This is a genomic window from Klebsiella sp. KP20-425-1 (genome assembly GCF_025813515.1).
GTDB classification, from domain to species: Bacteria; Pseudomonadota; Gammaproteobacteria; order Enterobacterales; family Enterobacteriaceae; genus Klebsiella; species Klebsiella pneumoniae.
This window is the reverse complement of the sequence record NZ_CP109614.1, coordinates 4,608,892-4,626,263: the sequence shown is the minus strand read 5'-3', so window position 1 is coordinate 4,626,263 and position 17,372 is coordinate 4,608,892. Positions and strand designations below refer to the sequence as shown.

At 56.9% G+C, this 17,372-nt stretch carries 12 protein-coding genes and 1 tRNA gene; 5 read left to right on the top strand and 8 right to left on the bottom strand.

The genetic code is table 11. The features are described from left to right. Positions 1 to 73: 73 nt before the first annotated feature. From OHJ17_RS22595 to OHJ17_RS22560, 8 genes are all read right to left on the bottom strand, one after another. Positions 74 to 1,384, bottom strand: coding sequence for an ABC transporter substrate-binding protein (locus OHJ17_RS22595; RefSeq protein WP_016529153.1), 1,311 nt, complete (start codon positions 1,382 to 1,384; stop codon positions 74 to 76). Continuing rightward, a complete protein-coding gene (locus tag OHJ17_RS22590; protein WP_032433787.1) occupies positions 1,377 to 2,450 on the bottom strand; it encodes an ABC transporter ATP-binding protein in 1,074 nt (357 codons plus the stop codon). The genes OHJ17_RS22595 and OHJ17_RS22590 overlap by 8 nt, the downstream gene beginning before the upstream one ends. Before the next feature lie 5 nt (positions 2,451 to 2,455). Next, a complete protein-coding gene (locus tag OHJ17_RS22585; RefSeq protein WP_004186746.1) occupies positions 2,456 to 3,280 on the bottom strand; it encodes a phosphodiesterase in 825 nt (274 codons plus the stop codon). 10 nt (positions 3,281 to 3,290) lie between these two features. Beyond that, positions 3,291 to 4,178 (bottom strand): carbohydrate ABC transporter permease, encoded by an 888-nt coding sequence (locus OHJ17_RS22580; RefSeq protein ID WP_019705529.1) that lies wholly within the window; start codon positions 4,176 to 4,178, stop codon positions 3,291 to 3,293. Continuing rightward, on the bottom strand, positions 4,168 to 5,052 hold the full coding sequence (locus OHJ17_RS22575; protein ID WP_004146807.1) for a carbohydrate ABC transporter permease: 885 nt from the start codon (positions 5,050 to 5,052) through the stop codon (positions 4,168 to 4,170). The genes OHJ17_RS22580 and OHJ17_RS22575 overlap by 11 nt, the downstream gene beginning before the upstream one ends. A 130-nt stretch (positions 5,053 to 5,182) precedes the next feature. After that, positions 5,183 to 6,202 (bottom strand): NADPH-dependent aldehyde reductase Ahr, encoded by a 1,020-nt coding sequence (gene ahr / locus OHJ17_RS22570; protein ID WP_032433788.1) that lies wholly within the window; start codon positions 6,200 to 6,202, stop codon positions 5,183 to 5,185. Positions 6,203 to 6,313: 111 nt separating this feature from the next. Then, positions 6,314 to 7,783: a SulP family inorganic anion transporter gene (locus tag OHJ17_RS22565; RefSeq protein ID WP_032433789.1), complete on the bottom strand. Its 1,470-nt coding sequence runs from the start codon at positions 7,781 to 7,783 to the stop codon at positions 6,314 to 6,316. Next, complete coding sequence (locus OHJ17_RS22560; RefSeq protein ID WP_032433790.1) at positions 7,780 to 8,460, bottom strand: carbonic anhydrase; 681 nt, start codon at positions 8,458 to 8,460, stop codon at positions 7,780 to 7,782. The genes OHJ17_RS22565 and OHJ17_RS22560 overlap by 4 nt, the downstream gene beginning before the upstream one ends. Before the next feature lie 589 nt (positions 8,461 to 9,049). Between OHJ17_RS22560 and OHJ17_RS22555 the strand changes: the two genes are divergently transcribed. The 5 genes from OHJ17_RS22555 (at position 9,050) to OHJ17_RS22535 (ending at position 17,346) form a co-directional block, all read left to right on the top strand. Continuing rightward, positions 9,050 to 9,134: transfer RNA gene (locus OHJ17_RS22555), tRNA-Leu, on the top strand. 199 nt (positions 9,135 to 9,333) lie between these two features. Beyond that, entirely contained in the window at positions 9,334 to 10,599 is a 1,266-nt protein-coding gene (locus tag OHJ17_RS22550) for a tyrosine-type recombinase/integrase (protein WP_023283163.1), read from the top strand. A gap of 236 nt (positions 10,600 to 10,835) precedes the next feature. Next, positions 10,836 to 14,348, top strand: coding sequence for a type I restriction-modification system endonuclease (gene hsdR / locus OHJ17_RS22545; protein ID WP_267302664.1), 3,513 nt, complete (start codon positions 10,836 to 10,838; stop codon positions 14,346 to 14,348). Positions 14,349 to 14,419: 71 nt separating this feature from the next. After that, positions 14,420 to 16,009, top strand: coding sequence for a type I restriction-modification system methyltransferase (hsdM, locus tag OHJ17_RS22540; RefSeq protein WP_023283165.1), 1,590 nt, complete (start codon positions 14,420 to 14,422; stop codon positions 16,007 to 16,009). Next, the gene (locus tag OHJ17_RS22535) at positions 16,006 to 17,346 is read left to right on the top strand and encodes a restriction endonuclease subunit S (protein ID WP_023283166.1); all 1,341 of its coding nucleotides are present in this window, start codon (positions 16,006 to 16,008) and stop codon (positions 17,344 to 17,346) included. The genes hsdM and OHJ17_RS22535 overlap by 4 nt, the downstream gene beginning before the upstream one ends. Positions 17,347 to 17,372 lie beyond the last annotated feature (26 nt).

Sequence of the window (17,372 nt, the reverse complement as noted above, 5' to 3'; positions counted from 1 at the left end):
AACCACAGCGCCGGACAGTTCCCTCTCCCTCAGGGAGAGGGCCGGGGTGAGGATGATGATGACGGGTAACGCGTCACTTCACTTCCGCCAGCGCGGTCTTATCCACATACGGTTTCATCAGCGCGTCGGCTTCCTTCTGCGCCGCCTGCACCGCCGCTTCCGGCGTCACTTTGGCATCATTGACCACCGCCGCCAACTGGTTCTCCATCGCCTTACGCACCGCCACGGTCTCCCAAGTGGAGTACCATGGATGGGCGTACTTCAGCTGCTCAAGGGCGATCGCCGCCCGCGGATCCTGCTGCAGATAGGCCTTCATCTCCGGCGTATCGTATGACGCCTTGCGCGGCGAGAAGTAGCCGGTGAAGCGGCTCCACGCGCCGTTCACGTCGGGGCTCACCAGATAGGTCAGGAACTGATACGCCGCTTTCTTCTGCGCCTCGCTGATGCCTTTAAAACTCACCAGGCTGGCGCCGCCGATCGGCACCGCGCGCTGCTCTTTGGCCGGCAGCATCGCCACCCCAAGCTCAAAGTCTTTGCTGTTCTCGCGCATAAAGCCCAGCGCGCCGGTGCTGAGCATCGCCATCCCGAGCTTGCCGGAGAAGAACGCGGCGCTGATCTGCTTCGAGTTCAGCACCCCGGACGGCATCACCTTGTCCTTGTAGATCAGATCCTGCCAGAAGCGCAGGGCGCCGATGGCGGTCGGCGAGTTGTAATAGACCTCGCCCGGATAGTCTTCGTTAAAGTATTTCCCGCCGTTGGCGCGCACCAGCGCCGAGAAGATCCAGCCGCCGTAGTCGTCGTTGGTCGACGGCAGCATGATCCCCCACTGGCCTGTGCTCTCGTCGGTCAGCTTTTTGGCATCGGCCAGCAGCTCGGCCCAGGTCTGCGGCGGCTGTTTGATCCCGGCCCGATCGAACATCGTCTTGTTGTAGTAGAGGATCGGCGTCGAGTTATGGAACGGGATCGCATAGGTGGTGCCCATCACCTGGGCGTTCTTATGCATCGCGGGCCAGAATTCCTTGTGCAGAAAATCGCCAGCCTTTTGATCGCCATATTTAAACAGCTCGTCCATCGGCAGGATCTCATCCTTCAGCGCCAGATCGGTGGTGAAGTTAGCGGACATGATCACCAGCGCCGGCGGCTGGCCGGCCTTCTGCGCCGATTCGGCTTTGATCTTGGTGGTGTCGTAGTTGCCGGTGAAGATCCCGCGTACTTCGACATCCTGCTGTGAGTCGTTGAATTGCTTAATGACGCGGGTCATCTCCATGGTCAGCTTGCCGTCCACCGGCGCCGGGAACATGAAGTCTATTTTTTCTTTCGCCAGCGCCGCGCCGCTCAGGGCAAGGCTGAGGCCAACCGCGACTAGCGTAAAAGGTTTAAACATGATTACACTCCATCAACAAATTATGCTGGGTCTCAGCATGAAAAAGATGCACATCGGCAGGTGAAAAGCCGATCGGTAGCGATTCGCCTTTTTCCGGCACCGTGCCGCGGTGGCGGCGGCTAAAGCGCAGGGTGCCCATTGGGGTGCTGACGTGAAGCAGATAATCGGCTCCCATCAGTTCTCGTTGCAGGACGGTGCCCGGCAGGCGCAGATGGCCCTCCTCCACGCGGTCGGTAATATGTTCCGGGCGAATGCCCAGCCAGACGTGGGTCTGATCCCGGTGTCGCGGCGGCAGCGGATAGCGCTGTTCTCCCAACAGTACTGCACCGTTGGCGCAGGGCAGCGACAGCAGGTTCATCGCTGGCGAACCGATAAATCCGGCGACGAACAGATTGGCCGGGTTGGCGTACAGATACTCCGGGCGCCCGACCTGCTGCACGTGGCCGCCGTTCATCACCACGATGCGGTCGGCCATCGACATCGCCTCGGTCTGATCATGGGTCACATAGATGGTGCTGGTTTTCAGCTGCTGGTGGAGCGCCATAATGCTGTCGCGCACTTCGCTGCGCAGGCGGGCGTCGAGGTTGGAGAGCGGCTCGTCCATCAGGAACAGCCGCGGATTGCGCACAATCGCCCGGGCCATCGCCACCCGCTGGCGCTGGCCGCCGGAGAGCTTCGCCGGTTTGCGGTCGAGCAGCGCCTCCAGCTGCAGCATCTGCGCCACTTTGTCCACCCGCGGCTGCCAGCTGCTTTTCTCTTCCTTGCGCACCTTCATGCCGAAGGTGATGTTGTCGCGCACCGACAGATGCGGAAACAGGGCATAGTTCTGGAAGATCATCGCGAAGTTGCGCTCGCGCGGCGTGGCGGCGGTGATGTTCTCATTATGCAGCCAGATTTGGCCTTCGCTGACCGGCTCCAGCCCGGCGAGCAGGCGTAGCAGGGTGCTTTTCCCGCAGCCCGACGGGCCGACCAGCACCACGAATTCGCCTTCGTGAATATCCAGCGACAGGGCGCTGAGCGCCGGCTTGCCGTCGAAACGTTTACTGATGTTTTGCAGACTGAGCATAGCGGTTAGCGCTCTTCCGTTGGGCAACTGATGTTTTCGTCGTACAGCCACGGGCCGGCGTAGTGGGCCAGCGAGTGCTGGTAGCTCACCCACTGATCGCCGACCTGACGGTGCATCAGGCACGAGGCCGGGGAGAGGTCGTAATAGGGCCGGGTGTCTTCGTGGCAGTACGGCACCTGATGGACGGTGCCGGGGATAGTGGAGATCAGCGCCTGGCGATACTGGGTCATGGTCAGGCTGTGGTTATGGCCGCAGAAGATGCGCGTCAGCGACGGGAAACGCTCCACCAGCGCCAGCAGACGGTGGCCGTTTTCGCAGGCGATCGGGTCCATCTGCGCATTGCCCAGCGGCAGCGGCGGGTGGTGCATAAAGATCGTTGCCGGTTTGTCGCCGCCCTCGAACAGCTGGGCCTCCAGCCAGCCGATGGTCTCGTCGGTCAGCCAGCCTTTTGACGTGCCGGCATGACTGGAGTCGATAAACAGCAGGCGGGTGGCGAAGTCATCCACCGCATAGCGCATATTTTGCGGATCGTTGCCCAGCTGCGGGCACAGCGGGTGAAGATGCTCGAGAAAATGGGCTTTGTCGTCGTGGTTGCCAGGGATCAGATACAGCGGATAGTTCAGGCTGCCGAGGATCTGGCGGGCCACCTGATACTCCTCCGGGCGGCCGCAGTTGACGATATCCCCGCTCACCACCACCGCGTCCGGGCGCTCGCGCAGCGCGTTAAGCTGGGAGACCACGTCGGCGTTGGCGGCATTGACGTCGATAAAGCCGTACAGCTTCTCGCCGCGGCTGCGGAAATGGGTATCGGAAATGTGCGCTAACAGCATGAATCACTCCTTATTTGATCCCGGAGAAGCCGAAGCTCCGCAGGAACTGTTTCTGAAAAAGGATGAACGCCAGCATCAGCGGCAGGCAGACCATCAGCGTCCCGGCGCCGATGGTGCCCCACTGGCCGCCGGATTCGGCGCCCATGGCGAAGGAGACCAGCCCGACGGTCAGCACCTGCTTATCGGGATCGTTGAGCATCATCAGCGGCCACAGGTACTCGTTCCAGTGGTAGGTAATGCTGACGGTGGCGAAGGCCAGCACCGACGGCCAGGACATCGGCAGCAGCACGCGGAACAGCACCTGCCACCAGCGGCAGCCCTCCATCAGCGCGGCCTCCTCCAGCTCTTTCGGAATGGCGAGGAACGCCTGACGCATCAGGAACACGCCGAACGCCGAGGTGAAGTAGGGCATCATCACCCCGGTGAGGGTGTTGAGCAGGCCGAAGGTTTTCAGGGTCAGCATGTTCGGCACCATCATCACCACCGGCATGATCATCAGCTGCACCAGGAACAGGAGAAACAGCGTCTGCTTGCCGCGAAACTCGTGGCAGGCGAAGACGTAGCCGGCGGTGGTGATGGTCAACAGTTGCACGCAGAAGGTGCCGAAGGTGAAGATAAGGGTGTTGGCGTACAGGCTCAGCCAGTCGGCGCTCTGCCAGGCGTCGCGGAAGTTATCGAGGGTCAGCGGCAGGCGCGGCAGCAGCGACGCCATATCGTCGCCGAAGGTGGTGGCGCTGAACGAGGTCGCCAGCATCCAGATAAACGGGCTGACCCACAGCAGCGCCATGCAGCACATTAATACTGTGAGCGTAAAGGGCGACGAGCGGCGCAGGCGCAGCCACAGCGGACGGGCGGCGGCGGGCGTGCGGACCAGCAGCGGCGAGATTTCAGCGCTCATAGTGGGCTCCTTTCTCCAGCAGTTTCAGGTTAATCAGCGAGAAGGCGAACAGCCCGGCCAGGGTGAGGAAGGTGGCGGCGGAGGCTTTACCGAGGTCGTGGGTATCCCAGGCGAGATTCTGGATGTAATAGAGCAGCACGGTGGTGGCGTTATCCGGCCCGCCGCGGGTCATCACCGCCACGTGGTCTATCTGGGTGATGGAGTAGATCAGCGCGGTGGTGATCACAAAGCTCAGGGTCGGGCGCAGCAGCGGTAGCGTGACCTTAAAAAAGACCTGCGTGCGGGTAGCCCCCTCCATCAGCGCCGCTTCCCGCGTCGAGGCCGGAATGCTCTGCAGCCCGGCGAGGAAAAACAGCATGTAGTAGCCGGCGAACTTCCACACGCCGATCAGCGCCAGGGCCAGCAGCGCGCTGTTGCTGCGCCCCAGCCAGTTGTTGTTCATCGGCCCGAACAGCTTCGCCAGATAGTGGTCGAGCAAGCCGAGGCCGGGCATAAAGATAAATAGCCACAGCGCGGCGGCGCTGACCATCGGGATAATCATCGGGAAGAAAAAGGCGGTGCGCAGCCAGCGGTTGACGCGATGGTTCTCGCTCAGCGCCACCGCCAGCAGCAGGGCGAGGGTCACCCCGGGCACCACCGTCAGCAGGATATAGAGCAGGTTATTGCCCAGCGACTGCCAGAAGACGTTATCGGCAAACAGGCGGGCGAAGTTATCCAGGCCGACGTACTGTGCGCCGTCGCTGGCCATGCGGGTATCAAACAGGCTGTCATACACCGAACGCCCCAGCGGGAACCAGGTAAACAGCAGTAAAAACAGCAGGGAAGGCGACAGGATCAGCCAGGGAAGCCAGGTCTTTCTCATGGTGACGCGCATCTCGTTCAGCCATTTATCGAAGCCCGGATTGTGGGAAGCAATGACTACAGAGGCATGGCGGGGAGATGACGGTTTGATGAAGCGACGGGGAAAACGCCGGGCGAGCGGGCCGCCCGGCGGGAGAGAAGGATCAGAAGTCGCCTTTCAGCACCGCGCGGTAGCGGGCTTTGCCTTCACGAACGTGCTTCAGCGCTTCGTTAATCTGCGACATCGGGAACAGCTCGGTGGTCGGAGCCACTTTGCTGCGCCCGGCAAACTTCATCAGCGTGCGCAGTTCGGACGGATTACCGGTCGCCGAGCCGGAGATGCTGCGGTCGCCGCCGATCAGGGTAAAGGCCGGCACCGGGAACGGCTTCATCACCGCGCCGACGGTGTGGAAGTTGCCGCCGTAAGCCAGGGCTTCGAAGTACGGCTGCCAGTCGAGGTCCACCGCCACGGTGTTGATGATCAGGTCGAACTGACCGGCCAGCGCTTTTAAGGCTTCAGGATCGCGGCTGTTGACCACGCGATCGGCGCCCATCGCCAGCACTTCCTGCTCTTTCGCCGGGTTGGAACTGAAGGCGGTCACTTCCGCGCCCATCGCCCGCAGCAGCTTAATGGCTATATGGCCGAGGCCGCCGATGCCGATCACCCCGACGCGGCTGGTGGCGGTGACGTGGTGGGTCAGCAGCGGTTTAAAGACGGTGATGCCGCCGCACAGCATCGGGCCGGCGGACGCCAGATCGATGCTCTCCGGCAGGGGGATCACCCACTGCCAGTCGGCGCGCAGCTTATTGGCGAAGCCGCCGCGATTGAGAATGGTCGGCACCGAGCCTTCCAGACAGTTGATCTGGTTGCCGCTGATGCAGGCGTCGCAATGGCCGCAGCTGCGCGCCGTCCAGCCGATGCCGACCTTCTGGCCAATCTTCAGCCCTTTATCCTGCGCCGCGCTGCCCAGCGCCGCCACCCGGCCAATCACCTCGTGACCGGCCACCAGCGGGTAGCTCGACATCCCCCATTCGTTGTCGATCATCGACAGGTCCGAATGGCAGATCCCGCAGTATTCCACTTCAACTTCGACATCTTCCGGCTGTAGCTCGCCGGCATCGTATTCCCACAGCGACAGATCGGCGCCCGCTTCTTTGGCGGCGTAGCTTTTAATGATGGTCATGTTCATTTCCTTGGGGTTGGCGTGATAACCCAGAAAGTGTAGAGCATGGTATTCCCCGGCGCTTGGCAATCGGAGGGGTCGCGAAGCGGGCGGGCCAGCCGCCCGTTAAGGTCAGCGGCTGGCGAGCGGCCACTGATTAAGGCGGATGCCGCGCTGCGGGGCGTTCTCGGCAAAATCATCCAGCACTGCGCGCACGTCCGGGTCGAGGTAGCCGACGCTATCGTGCTCGACGATCACCACGCTCTTTTCCGGAATTTTCGCCAGCAGGGCCAGCAGATGCGGATTGTGCATAAAGGTCAGATTCTGCTGGATGCGCAGCACGTAGTGGTCATCGTAGCGCGCCAGCTGCAGCGAGTGGCGATGGCTGCGCCAGAGGCTGAATGCCATCTGGGTGGCAAGACCAATCCCGATCCCCGCCAGCATGCCGCAGGCGATAATCCCGCCGATGGTGGCGAGGAACGGGACGTACTGCGCCGCCCCCTGGCGGAACTGCTCGATGAACAGCCGCGGGGTCGCCAGCTTATAGCCGGTATACAGCAGCACGGCGGCGAGGCTGGCGAGCGGGATTAAGGTCAGCAGGCCGCTGAACCACAGGCCGCAGATTAACAGCAGGACGCCGTGGATAAAGATCGACAGTTTGCTCTGCGCGCCATTGCTGACGTTCACCGAGCTGCGGACGATCACCGCGGTGATCGGCATCGCCCCCAGCACACCGGAGAGCAGGTTGCCGACGCCCTGGGCGACCATTTCACGGTTCGGCGAAGGCGGCGGATTTTGCGGGCGCAGCTTTTTCAGCGCCTCCTGGCTGAGCAGGGTTTCGAGGCTGGCGACCAGCGCCAGGGTTACCGCCACCACCCACACCGACGGATTGCGCCACGCGCTCCATGCGGGAGACTCCAGCTCGCCCAGCAGGTCGCCGAGGCTGCCGAACGCCGGCAGGGTAATACGCGGCAGGGCGGCCAGCTGCTGCGGCGCAAAATGGGTCAGCAGCAGGGTGGTCACGCAGCCGAGCAGGACGGCGATCAGCGGCCCGGGGATCCAGCGCAGGCTCTTCACCCGGCGGATAAGCGGCGAACCCCACAGCCAGAGCACCAGCAAGCCGCCCGCGGCCACGGCCATCGCAGTGACGGAGAAAGCGGCATTGCCCTGAACCACATCGGCAAGCCCGGTCTCTTCCGCCGTGCCGAGCGCGACGGGGATCTGCTGCATAATCAGCAGGATGCCGATCGCCGCCAGCATGCCTTTGATGACGCTGGCGGGAACCAGCGAGATAAAGCGCCCGGCCCGCAGGATGCCGAACAGCAGCTGCAGCGCGCCGGCCAGCACCAGCGCCATCAGGAAGAGGGAGAAGGAACCCAGGGATTCAATGGCGGCGACGACGATGGTGACCAGTCCGGCGGCGGGACCGCTGACGGCGAAGCGGGAGGGACTGAGGGCGGTGACGACCAGGCCGCCGATGATGCCGGTCAGCAGGCCGACGAAGGGCGGTAAGCCGCTGGCCTGGGCGATGCCGAGGCACAGCGGCAGGGCGACAAGGAAGACGACGATGCCGGCGAGAGAGTCCTGACGAAGCGTGTTCATGGGGCGTGCTCCTGCGGTGAGAGGTGTTCGACGAGGGTGGTTAAATGGCCGGAAGCCAGATCGTAGACGCAGCCGTGCAGGCTGAGCGGTCGCCCGCTGGCGAGCACCGTCTGCACCGGCTCACTCTCCAGCAGACGGGCGAACTGGGCGCGAACGTTGGCTTCCACCAGGGCGTGAAGGGCACGGCGAGAGGGCTCCGCGTCGGCGCTGGCGCTGGCACTGGCGCCGGGGGAGGCCTCAACACCACACCCATCGGCGATCTGCGCAATTTCGTGATGCAGGGTGTGGCGCAACTGGCCGATGCGGCGAGCCAGCGCCGAGGACTCCTGCGCCAGCGGCAGGGTGGGCAGGGAGAGCGCCGCCTGCACGCCGCCGCAGCCGTAGTGGCCGCAGAGCACCACCCGCTCCACCTCAAGGTAGTGGAGGGCATATTGCAGGACGCTCATGACGTTATCGTCGGCGGGATCGAGCATATTGGCGATATTGCGGTGGACAAAGAGCTCGCCGGGCTGGCTGCCGGTGAGCACCTCGGCGGGAACGCGGCTGTCGGAGCAGCCGATCCACAGCGAGTGGGGCCGCTGCCCGTCGACCCATTTTTCGAAATAGCCCGGGTCATGCTGACACTTCTGCAGCGCCCAGCTGCGGTTGCGGGCCAGCAAAGGTTTTAACGTCGTCACAAGTATTCTCCTGAGTTAATTCATCGAGTGAATATGTCCATCAAGACTCGTACAGCGACTAGTAAAAATAGTGTTTACCGGAACCCTTCACGCCTGAGGAAAATCCTGGAATAAACGGCAAAAAGAAAACTTTTCATTAATGTAAAGTTATAAAAATATTGATGAAATTAATATTTGGCTGCGGAGCGAGTGAATAACAAAAAGGTATTGGCTAAAACTTTCTGGAATATATGGGAATGGTGGTGGGTAGGGTTGGGGGGAATATTGGGGTATAGGCGAGGGGAATTTATCTGGGGAAAGATGGGTTGTGCTGGGGATGTGGTTGAGAGTGAGGTGAGAACAAGTTGAGATAAGTTTGAGTGGGGTTTGGGGTTACCGGGGGAGAAGGGGGGCTGGCAGGGGGAGCCGGGTTCTCGGGGGAGTGAGAGGAGGGGGGCTGGTGGCAGTCGCGCTGTGGAACGGTCGTAAAAGGTGACGCCGCGCAGGATAGCGCTGTTTTTTTCAACACTTAGCGCAATGACGACACGCTGTCGCTTGCATGACCGCCGCCGACAGGTATAATCCAGAACGTTTCCGCATCCCCTTCAGTGCCGAAGTGGCGAAATCGGTAGACGCAGTTGATTCAAAATCAACCGTAGAAATACGTGCCGGTTCGAGTCCGGCCTTCGGCACCATCGGAACATCAATAGACGTCAACGGACGTCTTTTTTTGTGCCTGAAATCCAGTATCCGCAAGGCTTTCCTCGCTTTTTCACTCAACAGAAGTCAATCTGAGTCAACCCACATCAAGACGCTTGTGAGTATAGAACCGAGTATATATGTTGGTTCGATAATGGTTGTATACTCACTTCGGCACATGGAAGGAGAACTTTTATGGCTCTGACAGATATCAAAGTGCGTTCTGCAAAACCACAGGAAAAGGAGTATACCCTTGTCGATGGGGATGGCATGTTTTTGCTCATTCACCCTAACGGCTCAAAATACTGGCGGTTCCGTTTTCGCTTTGGTGGTAAGCAGCACCTGATGGCGTTTGGTGTTTATCCTGAAACGTCATTAGCTGATGCTCGTCAAAAGAGGGAAGAGGCCAGAAAGCTTGTTGCTGCTGGAATCGATCCTCGCGAACACAAACGTGCTGTGAAAGAAGAACAGGCGAAAGAAAATATTACCTTTGAGTTAGTTGCCCGAGAGTGGCATGCCGCAAATAAAAAATGGTCAGAAGAACATAGCCGACGGGTGCTGAAGAGTCTGGAGGATAATTTGTTCCCAGCAATTGGGAAGCGGAGTATTGATAGTTTTAGCACGCGCGATCTCCTCGTTCCTATCAAGGTCGTTGAGGCTACAGGGCGTTTTGAAGTGGCTTCGCGTCTTCAGCAGCGTACCAATGCGATTATGCGTTATGCAGTGCAAAGCGGTTTGATCGATTACAATCCTGCTCAGGAGATGGCTGGGGCAGTTGCTTCAAGTAATCGTGTCCATCGACCAGCACTTGAACTGAAACGCTTACCTGAACTACTCCACCGAATTGATAGCTACACCGGGCGGCCTTTGACTCGTCTGGCTGTTGAGCTCACGTTATTAATCTTTATTCGTTCTAGTGAATTGCGCTTCGCCCGTTGGTCTGAGATCGATTTTGAAAGGGCAATGTGGACAATCCCGGCAGAACGAGAAGCTATCGATGGAGTGAAGCATTCTCAACGTGGTTCTAAAATGCGCACACCCCACTTAGTACCGCTGTCTCGTCAGGCATTGGCAATCCTTGAACAGGTTCACAAGCTTAGTGGTGAGCGCGATTTTGTTTTCATTGGCGATCATAACCCTCGTAAGCCCATGAGTGAAAACACGGTGAATAAGGCGCTGCGTGTTATGGGGTATGACACTAAGGTGGAGGTTTGTGGGCATGGCTTCAGGACTATGGCATGTAGCTCGCTGATTGAGTCAGGGCTATGGTCAAGGGATGCTGTAGAGCGGCAAATGAGCCATATGGAACGTAACTTAGTACGTGCGGCTTATATTCATAAAGCAGAGCATCTGGATGAACGCAAACTGATGCTGCAATGGTGGGCTGACTTTCTGGATGCGAATCGGGAGAAAGGGGTTAGCCCGTTTGATTTTGGGAATAATGGTAATGTGTTGAAATGATTTAATTATTTATCGATTTTATAATTTAAAAGTGTGCGCTCGATATGGTCAGCTGACTTGGTTGAAGAGTTTGGGACTTTTTGTGTTTAGTACAACACTACAAAATAGACGAACCCTTAAGAATTAGTCAGTTGCTGTGACGTTGGCCATTGCCCGGGAAGATGTGGAAAGCTAAGATAAAGAGTTATGAGCCTTAAATATATGGATAGGCTCGCACAGCGATGGATTAAAACCTAATGATGACTAAATCCAATTTTGAGTTCCTGAAGGGCGTCAACGATTTCACCTATGCCATCGCCTGTGCGGCGGAAAATAATTACCCGGATGATCCCAACACCGCACTGGTGAAAATGCGTATGTTTGGCGAAGCGACGGCTAAACACCTTGGCCTGCTGCTGGATATCCCCCTCTGTGAGAATCAACACGATCTTCTGCGTGAACTGGGCAAAATTTCCTTTGTTGATGACAACATCCTTTCTGTATTCCATAAATTGCGCCGAATTGGTAACCAGGCCGTCCACGAATACCATAATGATTTGGATGATGTTCAGATGTGCCTGCGCCTGGGTTTCCGTCTTGCCGTCTGGTATTACCGGTTGGTAACCAAAGATTACGACTTTCCTGTGCCGGTTTTTGTGCTGCCTGAGCACGGTGAGGATCGCTACCACGCCGAAGTTCTCACCCTCAAACAGCAACTGGAACAGCAGACACAGGAAAAAGTACAAAGCCAGGCAGAACTGGAAGCTCAGCAGCAACGATTAATTGCACTCAACGGCTACATTGCCGTTCTCGAAGGCAAACAGCAGGAAACCGAAGCACAAACCAAAGCACGCGTGGCCGCACTGGAAGCGCAACTCGCCGCCAAAAACGCCGAGTTAGCAAAACAAACCGAACAGGAACGCAAGGCATATCATAAAGAGATTACCGACCAGGCTATCAAGCGCACACTGAATCTCAGCGAGGAAGAAAGCCGCTTCCTGATTGATGCCCAACTGCGTAAAGCGGGCTGGCAGGCCGATAGTAAAACGTTACGTTTCTCCAAAGGTGAGCGTCCAGAACCGGGTGTAAATAAAGCCATTGCCGAATGGCCAACTGGCAAAGATGAAACCGGGAAGCAAGGTTTTGCGGATTATGTTCTGTTCGTGGGCCTTAAGCCTATCGCAGTGGTCGAAGCAAAACGTAAAAATATCGATGTTCCCGGCAAACTCAACGAATCGTATCGCTACAGTAAATACTTCGATAACGCGTTCTTACGCGACACGTTGTTAGAACACTACTCTCCTGATGAAGTACATGAAGCGGTACCTGCTTACGAAATTAGCTGGCAGGACACCAGCGGCACACAGCGTTTTAAAATCCCCTTTTGCTACTCCACCAACGGGCGTGAATACCGCGCGGCAATGAAGACCAAAAGCGGTATCTGGTATCGCGACGTCCGCCACACCACCAATATGTCGAAAGCGCTGCCGGAATGGCATCGCCCGGAAGAGCTGCTGGATATGCTGGGCAGCGACCCGCAAAAACAGAATCAGTGGTTTGCCGATAACCCCGGAATGAGCGAACTGGGTCTGCGTTATTACCAGGAGGATGCCGTTCGCGCGGTAGAGAAGGCCATTGTTAACGGCCAACAAGAGATCCTGCTGGCAATGGCGACCGGTACCGGTAAAACCCGTACCGCCATCGCCCTGATGTTCCGCCTGATCCAGTCGCAGCGTTTCAAACGCGTCTTGTTCCTGGTTGATCGTCGCTCGCTCGGCGAGCAGGCGCTGGGATCGTTTGAAGATACACGGATTAACGGCGACACTTTTAACAGCATTTTCGATATCAAAGGATTGACTGATAAATTCCCGGAAGACAGCACCAAAATTCACGTCGCCACGGTTCAGTCGCTGGTTAAACGCACGTTGCAATCAGATGAACCGATGCCGGTCGGCCGTTACGACTGTATTGTCGTCGATGAAGCACACCGCGGTTACATTCTCGATAAAGAGCAGACCGAAGGCGAGCTGCAGTTTCGCAGCCAGCTGGATTACGTTTCCGCCTACCGTCGCATTCTCGATCACTTCGATGCGGTAAAAATTGCCCTGACCGCCACGCCAGCGCTGCACACGGTCGATATTTTCGGCGAGCCGGTTTACCGCTACACCTACCGTACGGCGGTGATCGACGGCTACCTGATCGATCAGGATCCGCCTATTCAGATCGTTACCCGCAATGCGCAGGATGGGGTCTATCTTTCCGAGGGTGAACAGGTGGAACGCCTGAACCCACAGGGCGAGCTGATCAACGACACGCTGGCTGACGATCAGGATTTTGAGGTTGCCGATTTTAACCGCGGCCTGGTGATCCCGGCGTTTAACCGTGCGGTATGCGGTGAGCTCACCAAATACCTGGATCCCACCGGGCAACAAAAAACGCTGGTGTTCTGCGTCACCAACGCCCATGCCGACATGGTGGTTGACGAGCTGCGCACCGCGTTTAAGAAAAAGTATCCGCAGCTGGAGCACGACGCGATTATCAAGATCACCGGTGATGCCGATAAAGACGCGAAGAAAGTGCAAAGCATGATCGTCCGCTTCAACAAAGAGCGGCTACCCAATATTGTGGTTACCGTCGATCTGTTGACCACCGGCGTGGATATCCCGTCAATCTGTAATATTGTGTTCCTGCGCAAAGTCAAAAGCCGCATTCTCTACGAGCAGATGAAGGGCCGTGCCACGCGTCTGTGCCCGTCGGTGGGGAAAACCAGCTTTAAGATTTTCGACTGTGTTGATATCTACAGCTCGCTGGAAAGCGTCGATACCATGCGCCCGGTGGTTGTGCGTCCACAGGTGGAACTGCAAACGCTGGTCAATGAAATTACCGACTCAGAAACCTACAAAACCATTGAAGCGGATGGCCGCAGTTTTGCCGAGCACAGCCATGAACAGTTGGTCGCTAAGCTGCAGAGAATCATCGGCCTCGCCATTTATAACCGCGATCGCAGCGAAGCTGTGGATAAGCAGGTTCGCCGTCTGGACGAGCTGTGCCTGGATGCCGCGGGCGTCAACTTTGGCGGTCTGGCCTCACGCCTGCGGGAAAAAGGACCGCACTGGAGCGCCGAGATTTTTAATAAGCTTCCCGGCTTTATCGCGCGCCTCGAAAGGCTGAAAACCGATATCAACGCACTGCGCGAGGCCCCCATTTTCCTCGATATTGACGATGAGGTGGTGAGCGTCAAATCGCTGTATGGCGATTACGACACGCCGCAGGATTTCCTCGAAGCGTTTGATGAGCTGGTGCAACGCTCCCCGAACACCCAGCCCGCGCTGCAGGCGGTGATTAATCGCCCGCGCGACCTCACCCGTAAAGGGCTGGTGGAATTGCAGGAGTGGTTTGACCGCCAGCATTTTGAAGAGTCATCCCTGCGCAGCGCGTGGAAAGCGACGCGCAATCAGGATATCGCCGCCCGGCTGATCGGCCACATCCGCCGTGCGGCGGTGGGCGATGCGCTCAAACCGTTCGACGAGCGTGTCGATCACGCGCTGACGCGTATCAAGGCCGAGAACGACTGGAGCGATGAACAGCTAAGCTGGCTCGACCGTTTAGCGCAGGCGCTAAAAGAGAAGGTGGTGCTCGACGACGATGTTTTCAAAACCGGCAATTTCCACCGCCGCGGCGGTAAGCCAATGTTACAGCGTGCCTTTGACGACGACCTCGACAGCGTGCTGGATAAGTTCAGCGATTACATCTGGGATGAGCTCGCCTGACGCGTTATCATCCCCGGCAATTTCTTCTTCTGCGGCCCCGATAAGGGCCGCTGTTTTACATGGGATCTTCAATGAACAATAACGATCTGGTCGCCAAACTGTGGAAACTGTGCGACAACCTGCGCGACGGCGGCGTCTCCTATCAAAACTACGTGAATGAACTCGCCTCGCTGCTGTTTTTGAAAATGTGTAAAGAGACCGGCCAGGAAGCGGACTACCTGCCGGAAGGCTACCGCTGGGATGATCTGAAGTCGCGCATTGGCCAGGATCAGATGCAGTTCTACCGTAACCTGCTGGTCCAGTTAGGCACTGATGAGAAAAAGCTGGTGCAGGCGGTGTTCCATAATGTCAGTACCACCATTGAGCAACCCAAACAGCTGACTGAGCTGGTCAGCTATATGGACGCGCTGGACTGGTACAACGGCAACCACGGGAAGTCCCGAGACGACTTCGGCGATATGTACGAAGGGCTGCTGCAGAAGAACGCTAACGAAACCAAATCCGGCGCGGGCCAGTACTTCACTCCGCGTCCGCTGATTAAAACCATTATCCATCTGCTGAAGCCGCAGCCGCGCGAAGTGGTGCAGGATCCGGCTGCAGGTACGGCGGGCTTCCTGATTGAAGCGGATCGCTACGTGAAGTCGCAGACTCACGATCTGGACGATCTCGACGGCGACACCCAGGATTTCCAGATCCACCGCGCGTTTATCGGCCTTGAACTGGTGCCCGGCACCCGCCGTCTGGCGCTGATGAACTGCCTGCTGCACGACATTGAAGGCAACCTCGACCACGGCGGCGCTATCCGTCTGGGCAACACGCTGGGCAGCGACGGTGAAAACCTGCCGAAGGCGCATATTGTCGCCACCAACCCGCCGTTTGGCAGCGCCGCAGGCACCAACATTACCCGCACCTTCGTGCACCCGACCAGCAATAAACAGCTGTGCTTTATGCAGCATATTATCGAAACCCTGCACCCTGGCGGTCGCGCGGCGGTGGTAGTGCCGGATAACGTCCTGTTTGAAGGTGGCAAGGGTACGGACATTCGTCGCGACCTGATGGACAAATGCCATCTGCACACCATCCTGCGTCTGCCGACCGGCATCTTTTACGCCCAGGGCGTCAAAACCAACGTGCTGTTCTTTACCAAAGGCACGGTAGCCAATCCACATCAGGATAAAAACTGCACCGACGACGTGTGGGTGTATGACCTGCGGACCAATATGCCAAGCTTCGGCAAGCGCACGCCGTTCACCGAGCAGCATCTGCAGCCGTTTGAAACCGTCTACGGCGAAGATCCGCACGGCTTAAGCCCGCGAACCGAGGGTGAGTGGAGCTTTAACGCCGAAGAGAGCGAAGTCGCCGACAGCGAAGAGAACAAAAACACCGACCAGCACCAGGCGACCAGCCGCTGGCGTAAGTTCAGCCGCGAATGGATCCGCACGGCAAAATCCGATTCACTGGATATCTCCTGGCTGAAAGATAAAGACAGCATCGACGCCGACAGTCTGCCGGAGCCGGACGTGCTGGCGGCAGAAGCGATGGGCGAGCTGGTACAGGCGTTGAGCGAACTGGATGCGCTGATGCGCGAGCTGGGCGCGGGCGATGAGGCGGATGCGCAGCGTCAGTTGCTGAATGAAGCGTTTGGTGAGGTGAAGGTATGAGTGAGGGGAAATTGCCGGAGGGGTGGGTAAAAAGCGAGCTGGATAATATACTCCTTACTATTATTGGCGGAGGTACCCCAAGCAAAGCAATCCCTGAGTATTATCAAGGGGATATTCCATGGATGAGTGTCAAGGATATGAATAAACATACCCTTACAGATACTATCGATCATATTACCAATGATGCAGTAGAAAATAGCAGTACAAATATAATTCCTGCTGGGACACCGATTATTGCGACTCGTATGAGCTTGGGGAAAATTGTTACAGCGTCTTTTGATTCAGCAATTAACCAAGACTTAAAGGCGTTATTCCTGTCTAGCGGAGTTGAACGTAATTTCTTTATTCACTGGTACCGTTCGCAGGCGCAGCTAATCGAAAGTTTAGGGACCGGTACAACGGTAAAAGGAATACGTCTGGAAGTTTTGAAGGCTCTTTCAATTAATCTCCCGCCATTTTTCGAACAAAAAATCATCGCCGAAAAACTCGATACGCTGCTGGCGCAGGTAGATAGCACCAAAGCACGTCTTGAGCAAATCCCACAAATCCTGAAACGTTTTCGTCAGGTGGTGCTAGCTGCAATTGTTAATGGAAAATTATCAACGAATACTGAACAATGGAAAGTATATTCATTAAAAAATCTTTGTGTCAGTATTTCGGATGGTGACCATCAAGCTCCACCAAAATCTGAAACAGGAATCCCCTTTCTAGTCATCTCCGATGTTAATAAAGGGAAAATTGATCTTGAAAATGTATCCAGATGGGTTCCAGAGTCTTATTACCTGGCACTAAAAGAGATTAGAAAACCATCTCTAAATGATATTTTATACACTGTTACAGGTTCTTTTGGAATCCCAGTAGTTGTTAACACCACTAAACCATTTTGTTTCCAACGACATATTGCCATCATAAAGCCAAATAGCAATTTGATTAACTATAGATTTTTATTATTCTATTTAGAATCACCACAAATATTCAAACATGCAAGTGATGTTGCTACTGGGACTGCACAAAAAACAGTCTCATTATCAAGTCTCCGGAATTTTGAACTTTCAGTCCCTTCTTTAAAAGAACAAGCCGTAATCGTCCATCGTGTCGAGCAGCTCTTCGCCTACGCCGACACCATCGAAAAACAGGTCAACAACGCTTTAACCCGCGTCAACAATCTCACCCAGTCGATCCTGGCGAAAGCGTTCCGCGGTGAACTTACCGCCCAGTGGCGTGCTGAAAACCCAAGTCTTATCAGCGGTGAAAACAGCGCCACCGCGCTGCTGGAAAGGATTAAAGCCGAACGCGCGGCCAGCAGCGGTAAAAAATCCTCGCGTAAAAAAGCGTAATGATGGTTATCAAACATCGCTGACTC

Coding starts and splice junctions, on each gene's coding strand:
- OHJ17_RS22595 (WP_016529153.1), bottom strand. CDS start 1,384: ATGTTTAAACCTTTTACGCTAGTCGCGGTTGGCCTCAGCCTTGCCCTG.
- OHJ17_RS22590 (WP_032433787.1), bottom strand. CDS start 2,450: ATGCTCAGTCTGCAAAACATCAGTAAACGTTTCGACGGCAAGCCGGCG.
- OHJ17_RS22585 (WP_004186746.1), bottom strand. CDS start 3,280: ATGCTGTTAGCGCACATTTCCGATACCCATTTCCGCAGCCGCGGCGAG.
- OHJ17_RS22580 (WP_019705529.1), bottom strand. CDS start 4,178: ATGAGCGCTGAAATCTCGCCGCTGCTGGTCCGCACGCCCGCCGCCGCC.
- OHJ17_RS22575 (WP_004146807.1), bottom strand. CDS start 5,052: ATGCGCGTCACCATGAGAAAGACCTGGCTTCCCTGGCTGATCCTGTCG.
- ahr (WP_032433788.1), bottom strand. CDS start 6,202: ATGACCATCATTAAAAGCTACGCCGCCAAAGAAGCGGGCGCCGATCTG.
- OHJ17_RS22565 (WP_032433789.1), bottom strand. CDS start 7,783: ATGAACACGCTTCGTCAGGACTCTCTCGCCGGCATCGTCGTCTTCCTT.
- OHJ17_RS22550 (WP_023283163.1), top strand. CDS start 9,334: ATGGCTCTGACAGATATCAAAGTGCGTTCTGCAAAACCACAGGAAAAG.
- hsdR (WP_267302664.1), top strand. CDS start 10,836: ATGATGACTAAATCCAATTTTGAGTTCCTGAAGGGCGTCAACGATTTC.
- hsdM (WP_023283165.1), top strand. CDS start 14,420: ATGAACAATAACGATCTGGTCGCCAAACTGTGGAAACTGTGCGACAAC.
- OHJ17_RS22535 (WP_023283166.1), top strand. CDS start 16,006: ATGAGTGAGGGGAAATTGCCGGAGGGGTGGGTAAAAAGCGAGCTGGAT.